This is a genomic window from Pseudophaeobacter sp. 1A09344 (genome assembly GCF_041008745.1).
GTDB lineage: Bacteria > Pseudomonadota > Alphaproteobacteria > Rhodobacterales > Rhodobacteraceae > Phycobacter > Phycobacter gallaeciensis_A.
In genome coordinates, this window is sequence record NZ_JAXGFS010000015.1 from 79,349 (window position 1) to 98,811 (window position 19,463).

Sequence of the window (19,463 nt, forward strand, 5' to 3'; positions counted from 1 at the left end):
CTCCTCTAAGAAACGGCCCACCAAACAAAAAAAGGGCGGCGCCAACGGCACCGCCCTTCGACATTTATCATGCCAGCTTATTCGCTGACAGCTTTTTCCACGTCGACGGTGACGCCCGGACCCATGGTCGAAGACAGCGCGATCTTCTTCATGTAAGCGCCCTTGGCACCCGACGGCTTTGCCTTGGCAACAGCCGAAACAAAGGCGCGGACGTTTTCGGCCAGCTTGGCTTCGTCGAAGGAAGCTTTGCCGACACCTGCGTGCACAACGCCGCCTTTTTCCGCCTTGAACTGAACTTCACCGCCTTTGGCAGCTTCCACGGCCGCTTTCACGTCCATGGTCACGGTGCCAACCTTGGGGTTCGGCATCAGGTTGCGCGGGCCGAGGATCTTACCCAGACGGCCAACAACAGGCATCATGTCCGGGGTTGCGATGCAGCGATCAAATTCGATGGTGCCGCCCTGGATGGTTTCCATCAGGTCTTCGGCGCCAACGATGTCCGCACCGGCCTCCTTGGCTTCGTCCGCCTTGGCGCCACGTGCAAAAACAGCAACGCGCATGGATTTGCCGGTGCCGTTGGGCAGACCGATCACACCACGAACCATCTGGTCGGCGTGACGGGTGTCGACACCCAGGTTCACGGCGATCTCGATGGTTTCGTCGAATTTCGAAGTGGCGTTGGCCTTCACCAGGGCAACAGCTTCTTCGATGGTCAGGTTCTCTTTGCCAGCGAAGGCTTCGCGCGCTGCGCGGGTACGTTTACCGAGCTTTGCCATCTTACTTCACCTCGATGCCCATGGAGCGGGCGGAGCCCAGGATGATCTGCATCGCCGCTTCGATATCGTTGGCGCTCAGATCTTTCATTTTCGCTTCGGCGATTTCCTTCACCTGAGCAGCGGTCACCGTACCAACGGTTTCACGGCTCGGGGTCTTGGCACCGGATTTCACCTTGGCAGCCTTCTTCAGGTAGTAAGACGCGGGCGGCGTCTTGATGTCCATGGTGAAGGACTTGTCCTGATAGTAGGTGATCACGGTCGGGCACGGCGCGCCGGGCTCCATGTCTGCGGTCTTGGCGTTGAACGCCTTGCAGAATTCCATGATGTTGATGCCGCGCTGACCCAGAGCCGGACCAACCGGCGGGGAGGGGTTCGCTTGACCTGCAGGAACCTGCAGTTTCATTGTACCAGCAAGCTTCTTGGCCATCTGGTTTCTCCTTTTCCAACACCCTCGGGACGCGTCCTTCGGGCCTTACTGTTGTGTGGTCTGGTCCGGGTGCCGCGGCCCCCTCGCCTCCCACGATGTACGCGCACCGCACAAACGGCGCGCCAAAATCACATCAGGCCTGTTTGGTGACCTGTGTGAAATCCAGTTCGACCGGGGTTTCCCGGCCAAAGATCGATACGGTGACCTTGAGCTTCTGATGCTCGTCGTCGACCCCTTCGACGGTGCCGTCGAAATCCTCGAACGGGCCGTCGTTGACCTTGACCCGCTCACCGATCTCAAAGGAGATCAGGGTACGCGGTGCTTCTTCGCCTTCCTGAACGCGGTTCAGGATGCCGTTCACCTCGGCGTCGCGCATGGGCATCGGACGACCCTGCGGACCAAGGAAACCGGTCACGCGGTTGATCGAGTTGATCAGGTGATAGCCCTGATCGGACATTTCCATGTGCACCAGCACATAGCCCGGCATGAAACGGCGCTCGGTCGAGACTTTCTTGCCTCGACGAACCTCGATCACCTCTTCTGTGGGGACCAGAACTTCGTCGATTTCGTCCTCAAGACCATTTTCGGCAACCGAGGCGCGGATCTGCTCTGCGATTTTCTTTTCGAAGTTCGAAAGAACGCTGACCGAATACCACCGTTTCGCCATGAGCCTGATCGTCCTTGTTTTGCCGGGCGCGCTGCGCCGCCTTCACTTAAATTCGCTATCAGCCTCGGGACTGACCCTTTGGCTGTGCCCTAACAAAAATCGGCGCGCAACACGATTCGCCGCACGCCCATGCCAGAGTTACCGGCTCACCTACCGTCCAAAGGGATCAAGATCAAGAGGTAGGGAGGTATTTCCATGCAAGGAAACCCCTGCTCCGGAATCACCCTGCGGCTGTCAGCCGAACATGCCCAGGATGCCGGTCAGACCGGTGCGGATCAGCAGGTCGACCAGAGCAAAGAACACAGCCGTCAAAGCCGCCATGACAAAGACCATCACGGTGGTCAGCAGCACTTCGCGGCGGGTCGGCCATACGACTTTGCCAACTTCAGCGCGAACTTGCTGGATGAACTGAACGGGATTTGTGGTGGCCATGTGGCTTGGTCTCTCTGCTAGCAGGTTCGCCGGGATTTAGCCGTTGCGAGCGCTGAATTCAAGCCCGGAAGCACGGAACGCCTTCAGTCAACGCCGCAAGCAGGAGCCAAAACGGACCAAATCGGCTGCGTCTCTTTTACCTGCTGCGGTCGCGAACAAGATCAATCCGATATTAATGCTCTTCCTTCATGGTCGGGACCAACGCCCCGTAAGCCACCAGAAGGTGCAGAGGCTGACCATAGCGTGCAATTGAGACAGGATGCCATGACCATCGCAACTTCTATGAACGAGGCTCAGCGCCTTGAACGCGACGCAAAGCTGGATGACGCAGCGCTCGTCTACACCGATATTCTGAACCGGTTTCCCAAAAATGCGCGGGCACGCAAGGCTCTGGAAGCCCTGCAGCAGCGGATGCAGCATGAACAGGAACTCCCGACCGACGCAAAAGAAAAACTGTCGGCCAGTTTCGCAGCAGGTCACTACCCACAAACGGCCTCTGTCTGCGCCACCCTCCTGAATACTTACCGCAAGTCTCACTTTCTTTGGGATACACTGGGTCAATGCCACCTCCACTCCGGCAATCTGGATGAAGCCGCAACCTGCCTCAACAAGGCGTGCGAGTTGAATCCGCGTGCGCCGGGCACCTATTCAGCAATGGGCGACGTCTGCGCCAGTATGGGCCGCACGAGTGATGCGATTGCCCTCTATAAAAAAGCCCTGTCGCTCGATTCCGATCACATTGTCGCCTTGAACAATCTGGCCAATCTGCTGGCAGGCCAGGGACAGCAAGGCGAAGCCGCGCAACTGCTTGAACGTGCTTCCTCACTGGCCCCGAATAATCCGAGCCTGATCTACAACCACGCCAACACTCTGCGCCGCCTCGGGGATCTGGCCAAGGCCAAGACCCTGTTCGAAAAAGCCGCCACGCTGAACCCCGATTTGACCGAAGCACGCTTCAATCTGGGTCAAATGGAATTGGCTGTCGGCAATCAGCATGAGGCCATCCGCAATTTCGAGGCCGTGTTGCAAACAAACCCCGGGAACGACCGTGCCCGCGTCCAGAAACTGCACATGATGGCACAACTGAACGACTGGAACTGGGTCACTGAATACAACGAACACCGGCGTCATCTGGGATTGCAGGGAACCTCTTGCGCACCCTTCATCATGATGACCCTTGAGGACAATCCGGATTTGTTGCGCCTGCGCACCCAGGCCTATGCTAACGAGCGGTTTGGTAGTCGGCCTGCAGCGACACCGGCGCGAGTTGCACAACGCCCCCAAAAGCTGCGTATTGGCTATTTCTCCTCCGATTTTCACAGTCACGCAACCATGCACCTCATGGGCGGCTTGTTCTCACGTCATGACAGCACCCAGTTCCATATCAGCGTCTATTCCTATGGCGCCGCCCCTGCCGACAGTGAACAGGAGCGCGTGGCCCGCAATGTTGCGCAATTCCGCAATGTCGCTGGCCTACCGGACAACCAGCTCCTGGATATTGTCCAGTCAGATGGACTGGATATTGCGGTTGACCTGAAAGGCTTCACCGGAGACACCCGAACCGAGCTGTTCGGCAACCGCCTCGCACCGCTTCATGTGTCCTATCTCGGCTATCCCGGCACCATGGGGACCACCGCTTTTGACTACCTGATTGGCGATGCAATGACCTGCCCCCCCGGCAGCGAGCGTTTCTTCGAAGAGCATCTGATCCGGATGCCGAACAGCTATCAGGTGAACGATCAGGATCGCGAGATTTCCGGCAAACAGTACACCCGGCGTGAGTGCGGACTTCCTGACACTGGCACCGTCTTCTGCTGTTTCAACAACAGCTACAAAATCACACCCCGGGAATTCGAGATCTGGATGCGGCTGCTAAATCAGTCAGAAGGCAGCGTCCTGTGGCTGCTGGACAGTGGGGAAACCTCGAAGCAAAACCTGCGCCGCGAAGCACAGGCACGCGGGGTCGATCCGGACCGGTTGATCTTTGCCCCCCGCATGCCGCACGCCGAACACTTGGCCCGACATCGCGCCGCAGACCTGTTCCTCGACACATTTGCCGTCAACGCCCACACCACCGCGAGCGATGCGCTCTGGGCTGGGTTGCCGGTGCTGACCATGCCCGGACGCCAATTCGCCGCCCGCGTCGGGGCCAGCTTGGTCAATGCAGTCGGATTGCCGGAGCTCATCGCCAAGGACGAAGCCGAGTACGAAGAAAAAGCTCTGACCCTGGCCAATGATACGGAAGCCCTGGTCGCGCTGCGCGGTAAGCTGATGAGCAAGCGTCTGAAATCGCCTCTCTTTGACACGGACAGCTTTGCCCGTGATCTGGAGCAAGGTTTCAACATGATCTTTGACCGTCACTTGCAGGGACTGCCCCCGGCACATGTCGACATCCCAAGCCACCGGCAACACAAAACCTTGTCGAGCGAAGCCCGGGCCAGTGCAGCGGCCTGATAAGACACCCGGAACCTGCTAGACATGCAATAGGCCGCAGAGGTTACCCACTGCGGCCTTTGTTGTGCTGCCGATCCACGCTGCGCTGCAGCCCTGCACCTGCGATGTTGCGCGCAACCGCAACGAACTCTCATGTGTCCGCACGTCTATGCTTTCAGCACTGCATGTTGCGGTCTTACTACTCCCAACGGGGCAGAAGGGCGCTATGCATACGCACATGGCGAGCCATCCGGGCAGGCATTTCTACAGGCACACACCATCCGCCATCCATACCCCCAACGACTTGAGAAACGGCCTCGGGAGACACCGCGCTTGATCCACGCTTCCCGTTCTCCTGTCATGCCGTTTTACTACCGTCCTACGACCACGGCGCGACGGTCGAAACGATCAAAATGGGCTGAGGCCTGACGATCCCTCCCATGGAAAATCCCATCACTCCCCCAACAATCCGGAGCGCCCGCCGAACGCCTGACCACTTCTTAAGAACGCGCCAAACCGCCCTGCAGGCCTTCCTTGACATGATGGGCGCGCTTTCTTGCTTTCTCCTGTGTGGGGTAGCCCTGACGGGTGACATGCCGGAATGACCGACCCGGAAATACTCGGGGTGCTGTGGCAGACGCCAGTGGGTAATGCACTGATCTACCAGATCTCTGGCGGCATCGCCCCCTGCTAGCAGGTGCCCTCATACCCCGCATTGAGCCCTGGGTTTAACTGGGCGGCGGCACGATGACATTGTGGTCCCCGGCCCAAATTGGCCATGTGCCGGAGATTGGGTAGATCTGGTTACGTCCGCTGTTGGTCCTGCGACTGACCCGCGCCGCATTCTGGGTCGGCATTCTTGCGTCGCTGTGGCACCCGACGCGGTCTCTGGATCTTTCGAAACCTCAGCAGAGCTTAGTCACCGGTTCGGGCAGACTGCGAGGCTCGTTGTGCCCGGCCTGATCCTGGCAGGCCACATCATGGCCTGGCTCCTGCTGGGAGGTCTGGCCGCCCTTTTCTCCACCTCCTATGGCTTGGCGCTGGTTTGCAAGCAGGCCCTGGCCGCAGGTCGTTCGGCCCCCCGCAGCAGCAAACAAATTGCATTTCATTCCGGCCATGCAGCGCGGCGACCGCAACGCGGTGCACCATCTGCCCTGCTCAAGCATCGTAGAGGCTTTTGTGATCCTCCTCATTCTGATTGCATCAGCCTATCTGACCAATAGCCTCAGCCCGCCGGGATAAGGTCATGCAGGGAAGCAACTGATTCTGTTTCCCCGTAACCTCAGCCCCGTGCAGGATCTCTTTTGCGCTGAAACCTATCGAAAGCCCCCGATGTTTTGCCTCGCGACGTAGGAGCTCTCAAAAACGTGATCCAAAATCTGTAGGTAGGAATCGGCCTTCAAAAAAGCATTACACAAGATTGTGAATTCACGTTATTGAGCCTGCCCTATTTGCCCCCACTTGGTTCGGAAAAGATTTAGAAACGGCCAGTAAGTGTACTCAAAGATCCAAATAAAAGTGGAAAGTTGCCTGCTCGCCCGCGAAACACTTTTTGCTTTACACGAACAGAAGGCTTTGCCGAATAGATCAGGCAGGCGATCGAATACGGTGAGCCCAAAATCAATCGCGCTCTGATCTACTGGGAAACAAACACTAGTTCGCCCCACGACGCCAAAGAACCCTAGTAGACGTTTTCCCCTTAAATTCAGTGCCTTAAAAAACACTCTCAGCACACTTCAAACGGGATACCTGCGCGAATACCCACCTCAAAGGTGATTAAAGTTGTAATATAATTTTTCCACCTCAAACTTCACACCTTTGCGAAAGCATTAAGAGTCCCGAGCGCATTAATTATCGGGAACCCTCACCAGAAATAACGGAGTTCCCAAATGTTACTCAGAAAAACAATGTTTGCAGCCGCCACTTTTGCAGCCTTTCCATTTATTGCGCAGGCAGATCAGGGGGTAACCGCGAACAATGTCTCTTTTGCCCAGGTCGCGGCCTTTGAAGGTCCGGCGGCGGCTCTTGGCCAAGGTATGCGCCTGGGGATTAGCGCCGCGTTCGAAGAGGCAAACGCCGCAGGAGGCGTGCATGGCCGGACCCTGACATTGGACAGTATGGATGACGGCTATGAACCTGATCGCTCCGCGGCGCTGGTCAAATCGGTGGTGGATGCAAACGACCACATCGGGCTGATCGGCGCTGTCGGCACCCCGACGGCCTCTGCGACCCAACCGATCGCGACCGCGGCAAATGTACCATTTATTGGTCCTTTCACCGGCGCCGGCTTCCTGCGCGATGCAAGCCACGGCAACATCTTCAACGTGCGCGCGACCTATGCCACCGAAACCGAAGCATGGATTGAATACCTCGTCGACCAGCAGGGAATGAAATCCATCGCACTGCTCTATCAGGACGATGGCTTTGGCCGGGTTGGCCTCGCGGGCGTGACCGCCGCCCTTGAAAAGCGTGGCATGACGCTTGCTGCGGAAGGCACCTATACGCGCAACACCACCGCCGTCAAAAAGGCCCTGCTGACCATCCGCAAGGCAAAGCCGGACGCGGTCGTCATGGTTGGCGCTTACAAACCCGTGGCGGAATTCATCAAGCTCTCGCGCAAACTGAAGCTCGACGCGACCTTCGTGAACATCTCCTTTGTGGGCTCCGAAGCCCTGGCACAGGAGCTGGGCGATGAAGGCGAAGGCGTCATCGTCAGCCAGGTCGTCCCCTTCCCGTGGGACAGCTCCATTCCGGTCGTGGCACAATACACCGAAGCCTTGAAAGCCTATGACGCCGCAGCCAAACCGGGCTTCGTATCGCTCGAAGGTTACATCGTCGGTCGTCTCGCCATCAAGGCGCTGGAGGATGCGGGCAAGGACCTGACCCGCGAAAGCTTCCTGGCGGCGCTGTCTGGCCTGTCCACGGTGGATCTTGGCGGCGCCAAGATGGTCTTTGGCGCCGACGACAACCAAGGCATGGATGACGTCTTTCTGACCCGGATCACCGCAGATGGTGGTTTTGCCCCTGTCGTGCCGGGTGGCGGATCCTGATCTCCAAACGCGCGACCTCTGACCGCGCAAGATAGGCGCCTGCCCGATACGCGGGCAGGCGCAGACCAAAGTTTCATCGCAAAGGTGTCATCATGATCCGGGAACTGGGATCCACCCTCTTACGCCGTCTGAACGTGCTGTCGAGTATTCGGGGCAAAATCACGTTCATCCTGCTGACCTTCACAGTCGTAACCGGGGGCGCAGGATATCTTATCTATCAGTCGTTCGACCGTGTTTCGGCCAGCGTCGCGGAAATGACCTCCGACGATTTGCCGACGCTGGCGCAAAGCAACGGGCTGATTGCGGCCGCGTCCAAAACCAAAGACGCCATGGTCGGTGTGATGATCGCTCAAAACACCGCTGCCCTCTCGTCGGCGGCCTCCGAGGTCGAGACATCTCTGACCGGCCTGCAGACCTCGATCGCAGCCCTGCCGCCCGAGGCTCAGGAAGAATTCGAGGCCGCCCGCAGCCAGGTCGAAGGCACCCTGCTGACTTCCATCGAGGCCCGCGAGAATGTTTTTGAATACTCCGAACGCTTTGCCGCTATGACCAAGGAATTGCAAAACATCGCCGCCGAGCTGCAGGTGGTTTTGCTTGAGACGGCAGACAATGCCTATTTCGATATTTCGATCAATGGCGAAGACACGATCTCCTCGATCGAGGAGACCATGTTCGATCTGGTCGAGAACAAGTTTGCCACGCTTCAGTCCCTGTTGGAAATTCGTGCCGAAATCAACCTGATGTCCGGCGCAGCCCTGGCCCTAACCACGACCCGGGACAGCGCCATGGTATCGATCATCCGGGATATCGCGGTGTCCTCAAACGACCGGCTCACCGGATCGATAGAGGTTCTCAAGGGATCGGAAAATGGCCTCTCCGTCGTGGAAGAGCTCGATAGCGTCCTCAGTACGCTGAACACAGCAATCGCTGCCGCAGGCACCTTTCGGCAGGTCGAACGCGACGCAGTGCTAGAAGCGCGCCAGTCCGCTGACGTCGCCCTGGCCTCTGCTGTGGATGACATGGTCTTTGAGCTGACCATCGCCGCCGAAGATGCCAGCACCAACAACCGCGACACCATCCAGAGCCTTCTGGACAACGAGGTCGCCTTCATGAACACGCTGCTGGAAATCAACGCCAAACTGGGCGCCTTCCAGATCGAAGCCCTGAAGATCGCGACCTCTGCCACCGTCGAGCAGGCGAAGGCCAGCCAGAAGGCGTTGTCCGGAGCCGCCACGGCTCTGGCCGGATACCGGGACTTCGGCGACGGCATCCTTGCTGCTGGGCTGGACGGTCTTGCCGCGATGGCAGCGCCCGACACTGGCCTCGCCCATTTCCGCATTCAGTCACTGCTTGCCGATGGCACTGCGGTTCAGGCGGCAGATGACACTGCCAAGGCGGTGCTGGAAATTGCCGGTCTCGCCTCGCTGAGGGGCCGCGCCAGCCAAGACGCGATCACGGATCGTGCGGTCAATATCGCCGAGGATTCGACTGAGGTGAAAAGCAACCTGGTGACTCTCGCCTGGATGGGCGCGGCCTTCGTGTCCTGCGTGCTGGTACTCAATCACCTGCTGATCGTGCGTCCCCTCAACCGGATCAGCCTGACAACCGAACGGCTGTCGCAGGGCGATATGAGCCCGGTCACAGGTTTCGACCGCGCCAGCGACGAAATCGCCCGCATCGCCGGGGCGCTGAAAGTGTTCCGGGATGGATTGGTCGAGAAAGAGGAAATCGAACGCGTTGCAGCAGAAGAGCGCGCGGCGAACCAGGCCCAACAGACCGCAGCCGTGAACGCGGTGGGCACCGGGCTTGCGAATCTGTCGCGTGGTGATCTGACTTACCGGATCGAAGAGGAACTGACCGATGGCTATGCCCAGCTTAAGGAAGATTTCAACAGAACCGCCGAGACGCTCAACCTAACGGTGGTGGATGTGGTCGCCGTAGCGGAATCGATCCGCAATGGGTCCAGCGAAATCAGCCAGGCCTCGGACGATCTCTCGCACCGTACCGAAAGCCAGGCTGCAACTCTGGAAGAAACCGCAGCCGCGCTTGAGGAATTGACGGCCAGCGTCCGCTCTGCCGCCGATGGCGCACGGGATGCAGCCACGACAACGCAGGATGCCCGGAGAGAGGCAACCGACAGCGGTGAAGTCGTGGAAAACACAGTCAAGGCGATGAAAGATATCGCGGATAGCTCCGACCAGATTGCCCAGATCATCGGCGTGATCGACGATATCGCCTTCCAAACCAACCTGCTGGCGCTGAACGCGGGGGTCGAAGCTGCACGCGCGGGTGATGCCGGCAAGGGCTTCGCGGTGGTTGCATCTGAGGTTCGCAGCCTGTCCCAGCGGACCGCCGATGCGGCCCATGAGATCAAGGTTTTGATTACCAAAAGCACCGAACAGGTCGGGCTTGGAGTCAAACTGGTTGACCAGGCCGGGCAAGCTCTCAGGAGCATTGTAGACCGGGTCTCGTATATCTCCAGCCTCGTTGGCAATATTGCGGACGGCACCAGCGAACAGGCGACCGGACTGTCCGAAGCCAACATCGCGGTGTCCCAACTGGATCAGGTCACCCAGCAGAACGCGGCCATGGTCGAGCAAACCAACGCAGCGGGCCACTTGCTCAGCAGCGATGCCGAAAAACTGGCAACGCTGATGGGCGGGTTCACGGTGTCTTCTTCAGCGCATGTGGCCGGTGATATCCTGGAACTCCGAGAGGTTCCTCCGGACGAATGGCCCATGGCCCAGTCCGCCTGAGACACGCTTCTCCCGAGCAGCCCCGGATCCCTCCGGGGCTGTTTCCATTTCGCGGGAAGAAATCCCTTATGAGTAAGAACCGAGGGGAGAAGCGTAGGTGGCTGAAACCACACCGATGGGAAACGCCTCTAAGAGCAAAATTCTTAAACGAGCGACCAAGCGTCCACTCTTCGTCATGCCCAGAATTTTTTTGAAAGATTGGAATGGCAGGGGCAGCAGGGTTCGAACCCGCGACCTACGGTTTTGGAGACCGTCGCTCTACCAACTGAGCTATACCCCTACGGTGCGGCAGTTCCTAAGCCACCACCGCGCAGGAGGCAAGAGGGAAATGGCCGGAAATGCGGGGAAAGTCCCTCTCCTCTTCCTCTCCATTTGCTGTCACGCCACCCCACAGGCCTTGTCCTGCCCTGTGGGGTGGCAGCGGGCCATCCGCTGCTTTATGACAGAGCCAAAAGGACCCTGCCGTGAGCCTGAGAAAACGCATCGCAGACAGCCCGCGCTTCAACCGCACCATTGAGGGGCTGTTCGCCGCCTACGTCCGATTCGCCTATCGCACCTCACGCTGGCAACGCAGCGGCTTCGAGGAGATGGACGCCTGCGTCAAACGCGGCGAGCCGGTCATATTTGTTCTGTGGCATCAGCGGCTGATCATGGCGCCCTACCTGTTCGATACCTCTCTGGGGCGCATCTGCGCCCTGACCTCGGCGGCGCGGGCCGGGCGGCTGGCCGGGCAAATCCTGGTGCGTCTTGGTTTCGAGACAATCCCGATGTCCAGCCACAAGCGCCACGTTGCCCTGTCGCGGGAGGTGCTGCGCCGCACCAAGGAAGGCTGTTCCATCGGGATCGCGGCCGACGGGCCGCGCGGCCCTGCCAGGATTTCCTCGGGCGTGCCGATCACCTGGGCCCGCATGACCGGCTGCCGGGTCTTCACCGTGGCCTTTGCGGAAAAGAAGGTCCTGAAGCTGCCCACCTGGGACAAGCAGATGCTGCCGCTACCGTTTTCCCGCGGTGTGCTGACCTGTCAGGAATGGCAGGAAACCGTTCCTAAAAAACCCACAGACGACGAAGCAGAGGCCCTGAGGCAAAGCCTTGAGAAGGCTCTGGACCAGATCACCGACAAGGCGGACCAGGCCGCCGGGCGTGCACCCGATCCGATCAAGTCCGCCTGAGGCCAAACGGTTCCATTGGCGAAGCGGCCCCCGTCCTGCTCAGCTTTGTACACATAGAAAAAGGGCCTCCCGAAGGAGGCCCTTTCCATCCGCAATCAGGAGACCTGATTACTCGATGATCTTCGACACAGTCTTTTTGGTGCGTCTCGGGATCATCGCGTTCAAACAAAAAGGGCGCCACTGGGGCGCCCTTTCCGTTTGATCATTCGCGAGTGCGAATTACTCGATGATCTTCGACACAACGCCAGCGCCGACGGTGCGGCCGCCTTCGCGGATGGCGAAACGCAGACCGTCTTCCATCGCGATCGGGGCGATCAGTTCAACTTCGAACTTCAGGTTGTCGCCCGGCATCACCATCTCGGTGCCTTCCGGCAGGGTTACGGTGCCGGTCACGTCGGTGGTCCGGAAGTAGAACTGCGGACGGTAGTTCGCAAAGAACGGGGTGTGACGGCCACCTTCTTCTTTGGTCAGAATATATGCTTCTGCCTCGAATTTGGTGTGCGGGGTCACGGAGCCCGGCTTACACAGAACCTGACCACGCTCAACGCCGTCACGGTCAACGCCGCGCAGCAGCGCGCCGATGTTGTCGCCGGCTTCGCCGCGGTCCAGCAGCTTGCGGAACATTTCAACACCGGTGCAGGTGGTTTTCTTGGTGTCGTGGATGCCGACGATTTCGATTTCGTCGCCAACGTTGATCACGCCACGCTCAACACGGCCGGTCACAACGGTACCACGACCGGAGATCGAGAACACGTCTTCGATCGGCATCAGGAACGGCAAGTCAACGGCACGCTCGGGGGTCGGGATGTACTCATCCACAGCCGCCATCAGTTCCTTGATTTTGTTTTCGCCGATTTCCGGGTCACGGCCTTCCATCGCCGCCAGAGCGGAACCTGCGATGATCGGGATATCGTCGCCCGGGAAGTCGTAGGACGACAGCAGTTCGCGGATTTCCATCTCGACGAGCTCGAGCAGCTCTTCGTCGTCGACCTGGTCAACCTTGTTCATGAACACGACCAGCGCCGGAACGCCAACCTGACGCGCCAGCAGGATGTGCTCGCGGGTCTGGGGCATCGGGCCGTCAGCTGCGTTCACAACCAGGATCGCGCCGTCCATCTGCGCCGCACCGGTGATCATGTTTTTCACATAGTCAGCGTGGCCGGGGCAGTCGACGTGTGCGTAGTGGCGGTTCTCAGTCTCGTATTCCACGTGGGCGGTCGAGATGGTGATGCCGCGGGCTTTTTCTTCCGGTGCGCCGTCGATCTGGTCGTAGGCTTTGAAGTCACCGAAGTATTTGGTGATCGCTGCGGTCAGCGTGGTCTTGCCGTGGTCAACGTGGCCAACGGTGCCGATGTTGACGTGCGGTTTATTACGCTCAAACTTTTCCTTAGCCATTCTATTGGCGCCCTTTTGAAATGTGGGGTCCCTATGCGACCCGGTTTCCTCTGCGCGCGCCGATTATTTGGTTTACGCGCAAAAATCAACCCGTTCCTGCTTGACAGTCGTGGATTTGGCAAACTTCGTCCGGATTGATGTGGTTTCGCACCCCGGAGCGGGGCAATGCCCTACTCGGCGACCTCGGCCCGCAGATCGAACCAGCCGTTTTCCTTGTGCTGTTCGGCCATCCATTCTTCCACCGCATCGGCGATATTCAGCGACAATCCGGCGATCTGTTCTTCCTTGGTCCGGCTGTGGCCCGAACCGACAATCGCGCTTTCGCCTGTGGTGTCCTCGAAGATCTCCATCTGATGCTTGTCGGCAAGGAACTCTTCCTTTTCCACGTCGTAGACAAAGACGTTCACCACCGCGACGCTCTTGGGATTGAACAGCACCGGCACCCCCGGCGGCGCCAGCATGAAGCCCTCAAGGGTCACGGCAACGTCGTACTCCTGCGGCCCGTCATAGCGGCGCAGGCGGGCTTCCAGCGCTGCTTTCATCGGCTCGATCCACTCCGATTGCTCCGCAGCGCGGGACATCGGCCATTTCAGCGCTTTTTCGGTATAAACATGGGCAACCCGCACCCGGAAGGCACCCAGATCCTCGGGAGGTTCGTCCAGCAGCGTTTCAGTGCAGGCCGAAAGCAGCGCAAGAAGGCCCAGAAAGGCAAGAAGTCGGGTCATTCCATTTCCCTTGTATGAAGCTGGTGTATGAGGCCGGTCGCGCACAGATAGGCAGAGCCGCGCGCGCCGGTAAAGACGCGCGTCAGCAACACCGACGGCAGGTGGCAAAGGGGGCACAGATTTTCCGCGCCCCGCACCATCACTTGAATTTATAATTCCGTGGGAAGCCATAGGGCGGACGCTTGCCGACACCGGCGCGTTTACCCAGCCATTGGCTGAGATCCGTTTCATGGCGGGTCTTGCCGCCGCCCATTTCCCAGGTCAGGCCATCATCCCAGTTGAAGGTGGTCACATCGCTGAGCCCACCGTCCAGTTCCAGCGAGCCCTGCTTGCCGCGCGCCATATTGTACTTTTGCAGACGCACGCCCTTGCCACGGGACAGTTCCGGCATTTCCTCGACCGAGAAGACCAGGAACTTGCCGTTTTCCGAAACCACAGCCACGTGATCGCCAGTCACCGGCACACAGATTCGCGCCTGTTCGTCGTCCTTGACGTTCAGCACCTGCTTGCCGCCACGCGTCTGCGCCACGATGTCCTTTTCGGCGCAGATGAACCCGTTGCCCGCAGAAGAGGCGACCAGCAGCCGTCCTTCGGGGTTGTGGATCAGGATATCGACGATCTCGACCTCGTTGGGCAGGTCCACCATCAGGCGCACCGGTTCCCCCATGCCACGGCCACCGGGCAGGGTCGCAGCGCTGACCGTATAGAACCGTCCGTTGCTGCCAAAGACCAAAAGCCGGTCGGTGGTTTCCGCATGGAAGATAAAACGTGGCCCGTCGCCGTCCTTGAACTTCAATTCACGGTTCAGGTCGATATGGCCAGTCATGGCCCGGATCCAGCCCATCTGCGAACAGACAACGGTGATCGGTTCGCGGTCGATCATTGCCTCCAGCGGCACTTCCTCAACTTCTCCCGCCTCGGCAAACCGGGTGCGGCGGGCGCCGCCTTCGTAGTTCTTGCCGAACTGTTTTTTGGTTTCCCGCAGCTGTTCGGTAATCCGGGTCCACTGCAGTTCTTCCGACCCCAGGAGTTCCACCAGCCCGGCACGTTCCTCGCGCAGGGCATCGCGTTCGCGGGTCAATTCGATCTCTTCCAGCTTCCGCAAAGAGCGCAGCCGCATGTTGAGAATCGCCTCGGCCTGAACCTCGGACAGCTCTCCGGTGCCAGCACCGGGTGTTTTGTAGTCCGCCTCATCATAGGCGCGGGGGTGATCCTTCGACCAATCCTCCCGCATCAGAGCGGCCTTGGGGTCCTCATCATAGCGGATGATGTCGATCACCCGATCGAGGTTGAGGAAGGCGATGATGAAACCGTCCAGAACCTCCAGCCGGTGGTCGATCTTGGCCATCCGGTGGCGCGAGCGGCGCTGCAGCACGTCGCGGCGATGATCAAGGAAGGCACGCAGCACCTCTTTCATCGAGCATACCTTGGGCGTGACCCCGTCGATCAGCACGTTCATGTTGAGCGAGAAGCGCAGCTCCAGATCGGAGTTGCGATAGAGCATACCCATCAGCACATCGGGGTCGACGTTCTTGGAGCGCGGCTCCAGCACGATGCGGATGTCATCGGCGCTCTCATCGCGCACATCGCCGAGAATCGGTACCTTCTTGGTCTGGATCAGCTCGGCGATCTTTTCGATCAGCTTGGATTTCTGAACCTGATAGGGGATTTCCGTGACCACGATCTGCCACTGCCCCCGGCCAAGGTCCTCGACCTCATGGGTGGCGCGCAGCCGGAAGGAGCCACGCCCGGTGCGGTAAGCCTTGGCGATGTTTTCCTGCGGTTCAACGATCACCCCGCCAGTCGGGAAATCCGGCCCCGGCACGTATTTCAACAGGGTATCATCATCGGCGCCAGGCGCCTTGATCAGGTGGATACAGGCGTCGATCAGCTCGGCAATGTTATGCGGTGGAATATTGGTCGCCATGCCCACGGCAATACCGCTGGCGCCATTGGCCAGAATGTTCGGAAAGGTTGCCGGCAAAACCGCCGGTTCGGTCAGGCGGCCATCGTAGTTGTCGCGAAAATCGACGGCATCCTCGTTCAGACCGTCCAGCATCGCCTCGGCGACAAAGGTCATGCGCGCCTCGGTGTAGCGCGAGGCCGCCGGGTTATCGCCATCGATATTGCCGAAGTTGCCCTGACCGTCGACAAGCGGGTAGCGAACGTTGAAATCCTGCGCCAGACGCGCCATCGCATCATAGATCGCCGCGTCGCCGTGGGGGTGGAAATCCCCCATGGTGTCGCCGGAAATCTTCGCCGATTTCAGAAAGCCTCCGGTCGAATTCAACCGCAACCGGTTCATCGCATAAAGAATGCGCCGATGCACCGGCTTCAGCCCGTCACGCGCATCGGGCAGCGCCCGGTGCATGATCGTGCTCAGCGCATAGGTCAGGTAACGCTCGCCAATGGCGCGGCGCAGCGGTTCCAGCACTTCGCCGTTCTGCGGCGCGGAGGGGAGGTCGGGGTCTTCTACCAAGTCACTCATTCCGTGGTAATACTGCCCCCATGTGCCGCGGTAAAGCGGCGCGTTGTCCTCCCCCGGCCCGGATTTTCCTCCTTGGCACCACTTGGGGGAGAAGAAATCGGACTCTCCCCTGTGTTTACGATCCTTTTTCACCTAGGCTTAAACACGCGCAGCTTAATGTTCTGGCGTCAGTGCCACAGGGTCGAACAGCAGGATTCGGCCGCCACCGCCCACGAACGATGCCGCAGGGGCATCTGCCTCGGGCTGTCGTTAAATATTGCTATTTTCCGGGGGACCACGCCATGTCGCGCTTTGTTCTGGCGTCTTTTGCCTTCCTTGGCTGGGGGTTCTATGAGCTCAGCGGCGGGGCGGATTTTACGCCGCCGCAACGGCCTGTGGTGGAAAAGAGCGCGGCCACGGCCCCCGCAGACAGCCCGGCCAAACCCGCAACAACCCGCAATGAGATAACCGTCACCGCAAGCTCTCTGGTGACCCGGACCTCTCTTGATCAGCGACACAAGGCCCTGGCGCAGGCACGTGCCGCTGGCCAGCAGGGCCTATCCCCCAATCAGGGCGCCCAAGAGACCGAGACCGCCGCTGCCAAGGATGGCACAGCCGCGTCCAGCGCCACCTCCCCCCGCGAGACCGCCAGCCCCCCGGGCACCACACCATCCGTTACATCCCGGACCTCTGCGGCGCGGGTGATCTCCGCCGGGCTGGACACCGGAGGAATGCAACTTGCCTCGCTTGAAGAGGGCCTTGGCGGCGGGATGCAACTCGGCTTGCAAGGTCTGGGCACAACTCAGGCACCTTTGGCGACCGCCACCAACCAACCCCCGGCGACAGGCACGGCTTTGCTTGCCCCTGGGCTGACGGAAGACCCCGAAACGGACAAACGCAGCATCCGGGCCGCGCGGGTCAATATGCGGCAGGGGCCGGGCACCGCCTATCCGATCATCACCCGCCTGCTGGCCGGGGACGAAGTGATCGTGATCGGGGACAGCGGCACCGGCTGGCTGCATCTGCGCACCTCGGACAATGAACATTTTGGCTGGATCGCCGCTTCACTGGTCAGTCAAAAGGCCCCATAACTGCGCTGGCGCGGGTATCCCCCGCGCAGATGCAATGGGGGCAATATGCAAAAAACCATCCTGATTACGGGCTGTTCTTCGGGCATCGGACTGGATGCGGCGCGCGGCATGTGGGATCGCGGCTGGCGGGTCTTTGCCTCCTGCCGCCAGCAGCAAGACTGCGACCGGATGCGCGATGAAGGTTTTGACAGCCCGCTGATCGACTACACCCGGCCAGACACCATCACGGACGGGCTGAAACAGGTGCTGACCGCAACCGGCGGGGGCCTTGATGTGCTGTTCAACAACGGCGCGCACGGGCTGCCCGGCGCAGTCGAGGATCTGCCGACCGAGGCGCTGCGTGACATCTTCGAAAGCAATTTCTTCGGCTGGCACGAGCTGACACGCCAGGTGCTGCCGGTGATGCGGGCGCAGGGCCATGGGCGCATCGTGCAGAACTCGTCCATTCTGGGTCTGGTGACCTTCCCGTGGCGCGGCGCCTATGTGGCAACCAAATACGCCGTCGAAGGGCTAACGGACACCCTGCGGATCGAACTGACGGACACCAACATCCATGTGATCCTGATCGAGCCCGGCCCGGTGACATCGAAGATTCGCGAAAACTCTATCCCGCATTTCGAACGCTACGTGGATTGGCGCGCCTCACCCCTGCGCGCCCGTTATGAGGAGAGCCTGCTGAAGCGGCTTTACGAAAGCAAAGGCCCCGACCGGTTCGAACTCCCGGCCTCGGCGGTGACGGCGAAACTGATCCATGCCTGCGAGTCGCCTCGCCCCCGCCCGCGCTATTACGTAACCACGCCGACCCATATCGCGGGCTTCCTGCGCCGGGTTTTGCCAACCCGGTCAATTGACCGCATCCTGGCGCGGCTTAGATAGCGGATTCGCGGTCGCCATCCGCCCATGCAGGCGATAGACCGGGGCAACGCAAATGCGAAGGAGCAAGAGCAATGGGTGATCCGCTCTATATTCTGGCCATCCTGGCCATGGCGGCCGTGGTGATCGTTCTGGTGATCGGCCTTGGTGGCTTTGGTAAAGGCGGCGCCTTCAACCACAAGTATGGCAACAAGATGATGCGCCTCCGGCTACTGTTCCAGTTCATTGCCGTTGTACTGGTGGCCGCCTATGTCTACCTGCGCAATCAGGGAGGATAAGAAATCATGGTTGTTCTGAACAAGATTTACACCCGCACCGGTGACAAGGGCGATACGGCTCTGGGCAATGGTGACCGGGTTGCCAAACATTCGGCCCGGGTCACCGCCTATGGCACGTCGGACGAGTTGAACGCTTTTGTCGGCGTTGCCCGTCTTGAGGCCTCAGGTGAAATGGATGCCGCCCTTACCCGCATCCAGAATGACCTTTTCGATCTGGGGGCCGACCTTTGCCGCCCGGACATGGATAAGGACGGCGAATCGGAATACCCGCCGCTGCGCATGGTGCCCAGTCAGGTCGACCGGCTCGAAGCCGAGATCGATGTGATGAACAAAGAGCTGGCGCCGCTGCGCAGTTTTGTTTTGCCTGGCGGGTCGAAACTGGCTGCCCATCTGCACGTCTGCCGCACCGTGGCGCGCCGCGCTGAACGCCTGGCCACCGAGCTTGCCACCGAAGAAGACGTGAATCCGGCAGCGGTCAAATATCTCAACCGCCTGTCCGACTGGTTTTTCGTCGCCTCCCGCGCCGCCAATGACAATGGCGATCTGGATGTACTCTGGGTTCCGGGCGCCAACCGCTGACCCCCGGATCATCGCCTCTGCGAATCGCAGGGGCCCAAGACATACCCCGGCGACAACGCCGGGGTGGAAATCTGCCGTGGCGGCAGGCAGGGGCGCTTGCGAAACATTCTTGCAAAAATGATGCGCCAAACACGCGGACGCGACGTCCGGGGCCGCTAACATGACGATTTTTCACTGTTGCCCGCACCACTGACCCGGTATCAACGGCGCGAGAGCATGGAGGCCCGCCGTCCCCACGGCAGGCCGTTTGTTAAGGAGAGAACGCAAAATGAAGGTACTCGTGCCTGTCAAACGCGTGATTGACTATAACGTGAAGGTCCGCGTCAAAGCGGACGGAAGCGGTGT

16 protein-coding genes, 1 tRNA gene and 1 pseudogene are annotated in these 19,463 nt (G+C 59.8%); 10 read left to right on the plus strand and 8 right to left on the minus strand.

Going from position 1 to position 19,463, the window contains the following annotated elements; all coding sequences use genetic code 11:
* Window positions 1-77: 77 nt before the first annotated feature.
* The 4 genes from rplA to secE form a co-directional block, all read right to left on the minus strand.
* Entirely contained in the window at window positions 78-776 is a 699-nt protein-coding gene (gene rplA, locus SM765_RS20455; protein WP_065271490.1) for a 50S ribosomal protein L1, read from the minus strand.
* Between the two features lies 1 nt (window position 777).
* Complete coding sequence (rplK, locus tag SM765_RS20460) at window positions 778-1,203, minus strand: 50S ribosomal protein L11 (RefSeq protein WP_065271491.1); 426 nt, start codon at window positions 1,201-1,203, stop codon at window positions 778-780.
* Window positions 1,204-1,336: 133 nt separating this feature from the next.
* On the minus strand, window positions 1,337-1,870 hold the full coding sequence (nusG, locus tag SM765_RS20465) for a transcription termination/antitermination protein NusG (protein ID WP_065271492.1): 534 nt from the start codon (window positions 1,868-1,870) through the stop codon (window positions 1,337-1,339).
* Window positions 1,871-2,104: 234 nt separating this feature from the next.
* The gene (secE, locus tag SM765_RS20470) at window positions 2,105-2,302 is read right to left on the minus strand and encodes a preprotein translocase subunit SecE (protein ID WP_065271493.1); all 198 of its coding nucleotides are present in this window, start codon (window positions 2,300-2,302) and stop codon (window positions 2,105-2,107) included.
* A 264-nt stretch (window positions 2,303-2,566) separates the two neighbouring features.
* On the opposite strand from secE, the gene SM765_RS20475 reads away from it, so the two are divergent.
* From SM765_RS20475 to SM765_RS20490, 4 genes are all read left to right on the plus strand, one after another.
* Window positions 2,567-4,756, plus strand: a complete 2,190-nt coding sequence (locus SM765_RS20475; protein WP_274838658.1) for an O-linked N-acetylglucosamine transferase, SPINDLY family protein — start codon at window positions 2,567-2,569, stop codon at window positions 4,754-4,756.
* Between the two features lie 848 nt (window positions 4,757-5,604).
* The gene (locus SM765_RS20480; protein WP_368981778.1) at window positions 5,605-5,958 is read left to right on the plus strand and encodes a CopD family protein; all 354 of its coding nucleotides are present in this window, start codon (window positions 5,605-5,607) and stop codon (window positions 5,956-5,958) included.
* A gap of 666 nt (window positions 5,959-6,624) precedes the next feature.
* On the plus strand, window positions 6,625-7,785 hold the full coding sequence (locus tag SM765_RS20485; protein ID WP_274838656.1) for an ABC transporter substrate-binding protein: 1,161 nt from the start codon (window positions 6,625-6,627) through the stop codon (window positions 7,783-7,785).
* A 92-nt stretch (window positions 7,786-7,877) separates the two neighbouring features.
* Entirely contained in the window at window positions 7,878-10,541 is a 2,664-nt protein-coding gene (locus SM765_RS20490; RefSeq protein ID WP_274836204.1) for a methyl-accepting chemotaxis protein, read from the plus strand.
* Between the two features lie 204 nt (window positions 10,542-10,745).
* On the opposite strand, the gene SM765_RS20495 is transcribed toward SM765_RS20490, so the two are convergent.
* Window positions 10,746-10,821: transfer RNA gene (locus tag SM765_RS20495), tRNA-Trp, on the minus strand.
* 184 nt (window positions 10,822-11,005) lie between these two features.
* Here SM765_RS20495 and SM765_RS20500 point away from each other — a divergent pair.
* Window positions 11,006-11,710, plus strand: coding sequence for a lysophospholipid acyltransferase family protein (locus SM765_RS20500; RefSeq protein WP_274836203.1), 705 nt, complete (start codon window positions 11,006-11,008; stop codon window positions 11,708-11,710).
* A 219-nt stretch (window positions 11,711-11,929) separates the two neighbouring features.
* Here the strand turns inward: SM765_RS20500 and tuf are convergent, their stop codons facing one another.
* The 3 genes from tuf to SM765_RS20515 all read right to left on the minus strand — a co-directional run bounded on the left by tuf (window position 11,930) and on the right by SM765_RS20515 (window position 16,318).
* On the minus strand, window positions 11,930-13,105 hold the full coding sequence (gene tuf, locus SM765_RS20505; RefSeq protein ID WP_065271478.1) for an elongation factor Tu: 1,176 nt from the start codon (window positions 13,103-13,105) through the stop codon (window positions 11,930-11,932).
* A gap of 170 nt (window positions 13,106-13,275) precedes the next feature.
* Window positions 13,276-13,830 (minus strand): hypothetical protein, encoded by a 555-nt coding sequence (locus SM765_RS20510; RefSeq protein WP_274836202.1) that lies wholly within the window; start codon window positions 13,828-13,830, stop codon window positions 13,276-13,278.
* A 139-nt stretch (window positions 13,831-13,969) separates the two neighbouring features.
* Window positions 13,970-16,318 (minus strand): DNA topoisomerase IV subunit A, encoded by a 2,349-nt coding sequence (locus tag SM765_RS20515; protein ID WP_274836201.1) that lies wholly within the window; start codon window positions 16,316-16,318, stop codon window positions 13,970-13,972.
* A 281-nt stretch (window positions 16,319-16,599) separates the two neighbouring features.
* Here SM765_RS20515 and SM765_RS20520 point away from each other — a divergent pair, with 281 nt between their 5' ends.
* From SM765_RS20520 to SM765_RS20540, 5 genes and pseudogenes are all read left to right on the plus strand, one after another.
* Window positions 16,600-17,388: an SH3 domain-containing protein gene (locus tag SM765_RS20520; protein ID WP_274836200.1), complete on the plus strand. Its 789-nt coding sequence runs from the start codon at window positions 16,600-16,602 to the stop codon at window positions 17,386-17,388.
* A 45-nt stretch (window positions 17,389-17,433) separates the two neighbouring features.
* Complete coding sequence (locus SM765_RS20525) at window positions 17,434-18,264, plus strand: SDR family NAD(P)-dependent oxidoreductase (RefSeq protein ID WP_274836199.1); 831 nt, start codon at window positions 17,434-17,436, stop codon at window positions 18,262-18,264.
* 71 nt (window positions 18,265-18,335) lie between these two features.
* Complete coding sequence (locus tag SM765_RS20530) at window positions 18,336-18,539, plus strand: twin transmembrane helix small protein (RefSeq protein ID WP_065271503.1); 204 nt, start codon at window positions 18,336-18,338, stop codon at window positions 18,537-18,539.
* Window positions 18,540-18,545: 6 nt separating this feature from the next.
* Window positions 18,546-19,118 (plus strand): cob(I)yrinic acid a,c-diamide adenosyltransferase, encoded by a 573-nt coding sequence (locus SM765_RS20535; protein WP_274836198.1) that lies wholly within the window; start codon window positions 18,546-18,548, stop codon window positions 19,116-19,118.
* Window positions 19,119-19,386: 268 nt separating this feature from the next.
* Window positions 19,387-19,463 (plus strand): annotated as a pseudogene (locus SM765_RS20540) (electron transfer flavoprotein subunit beta/FixA family protein); the annotation flags it as partial.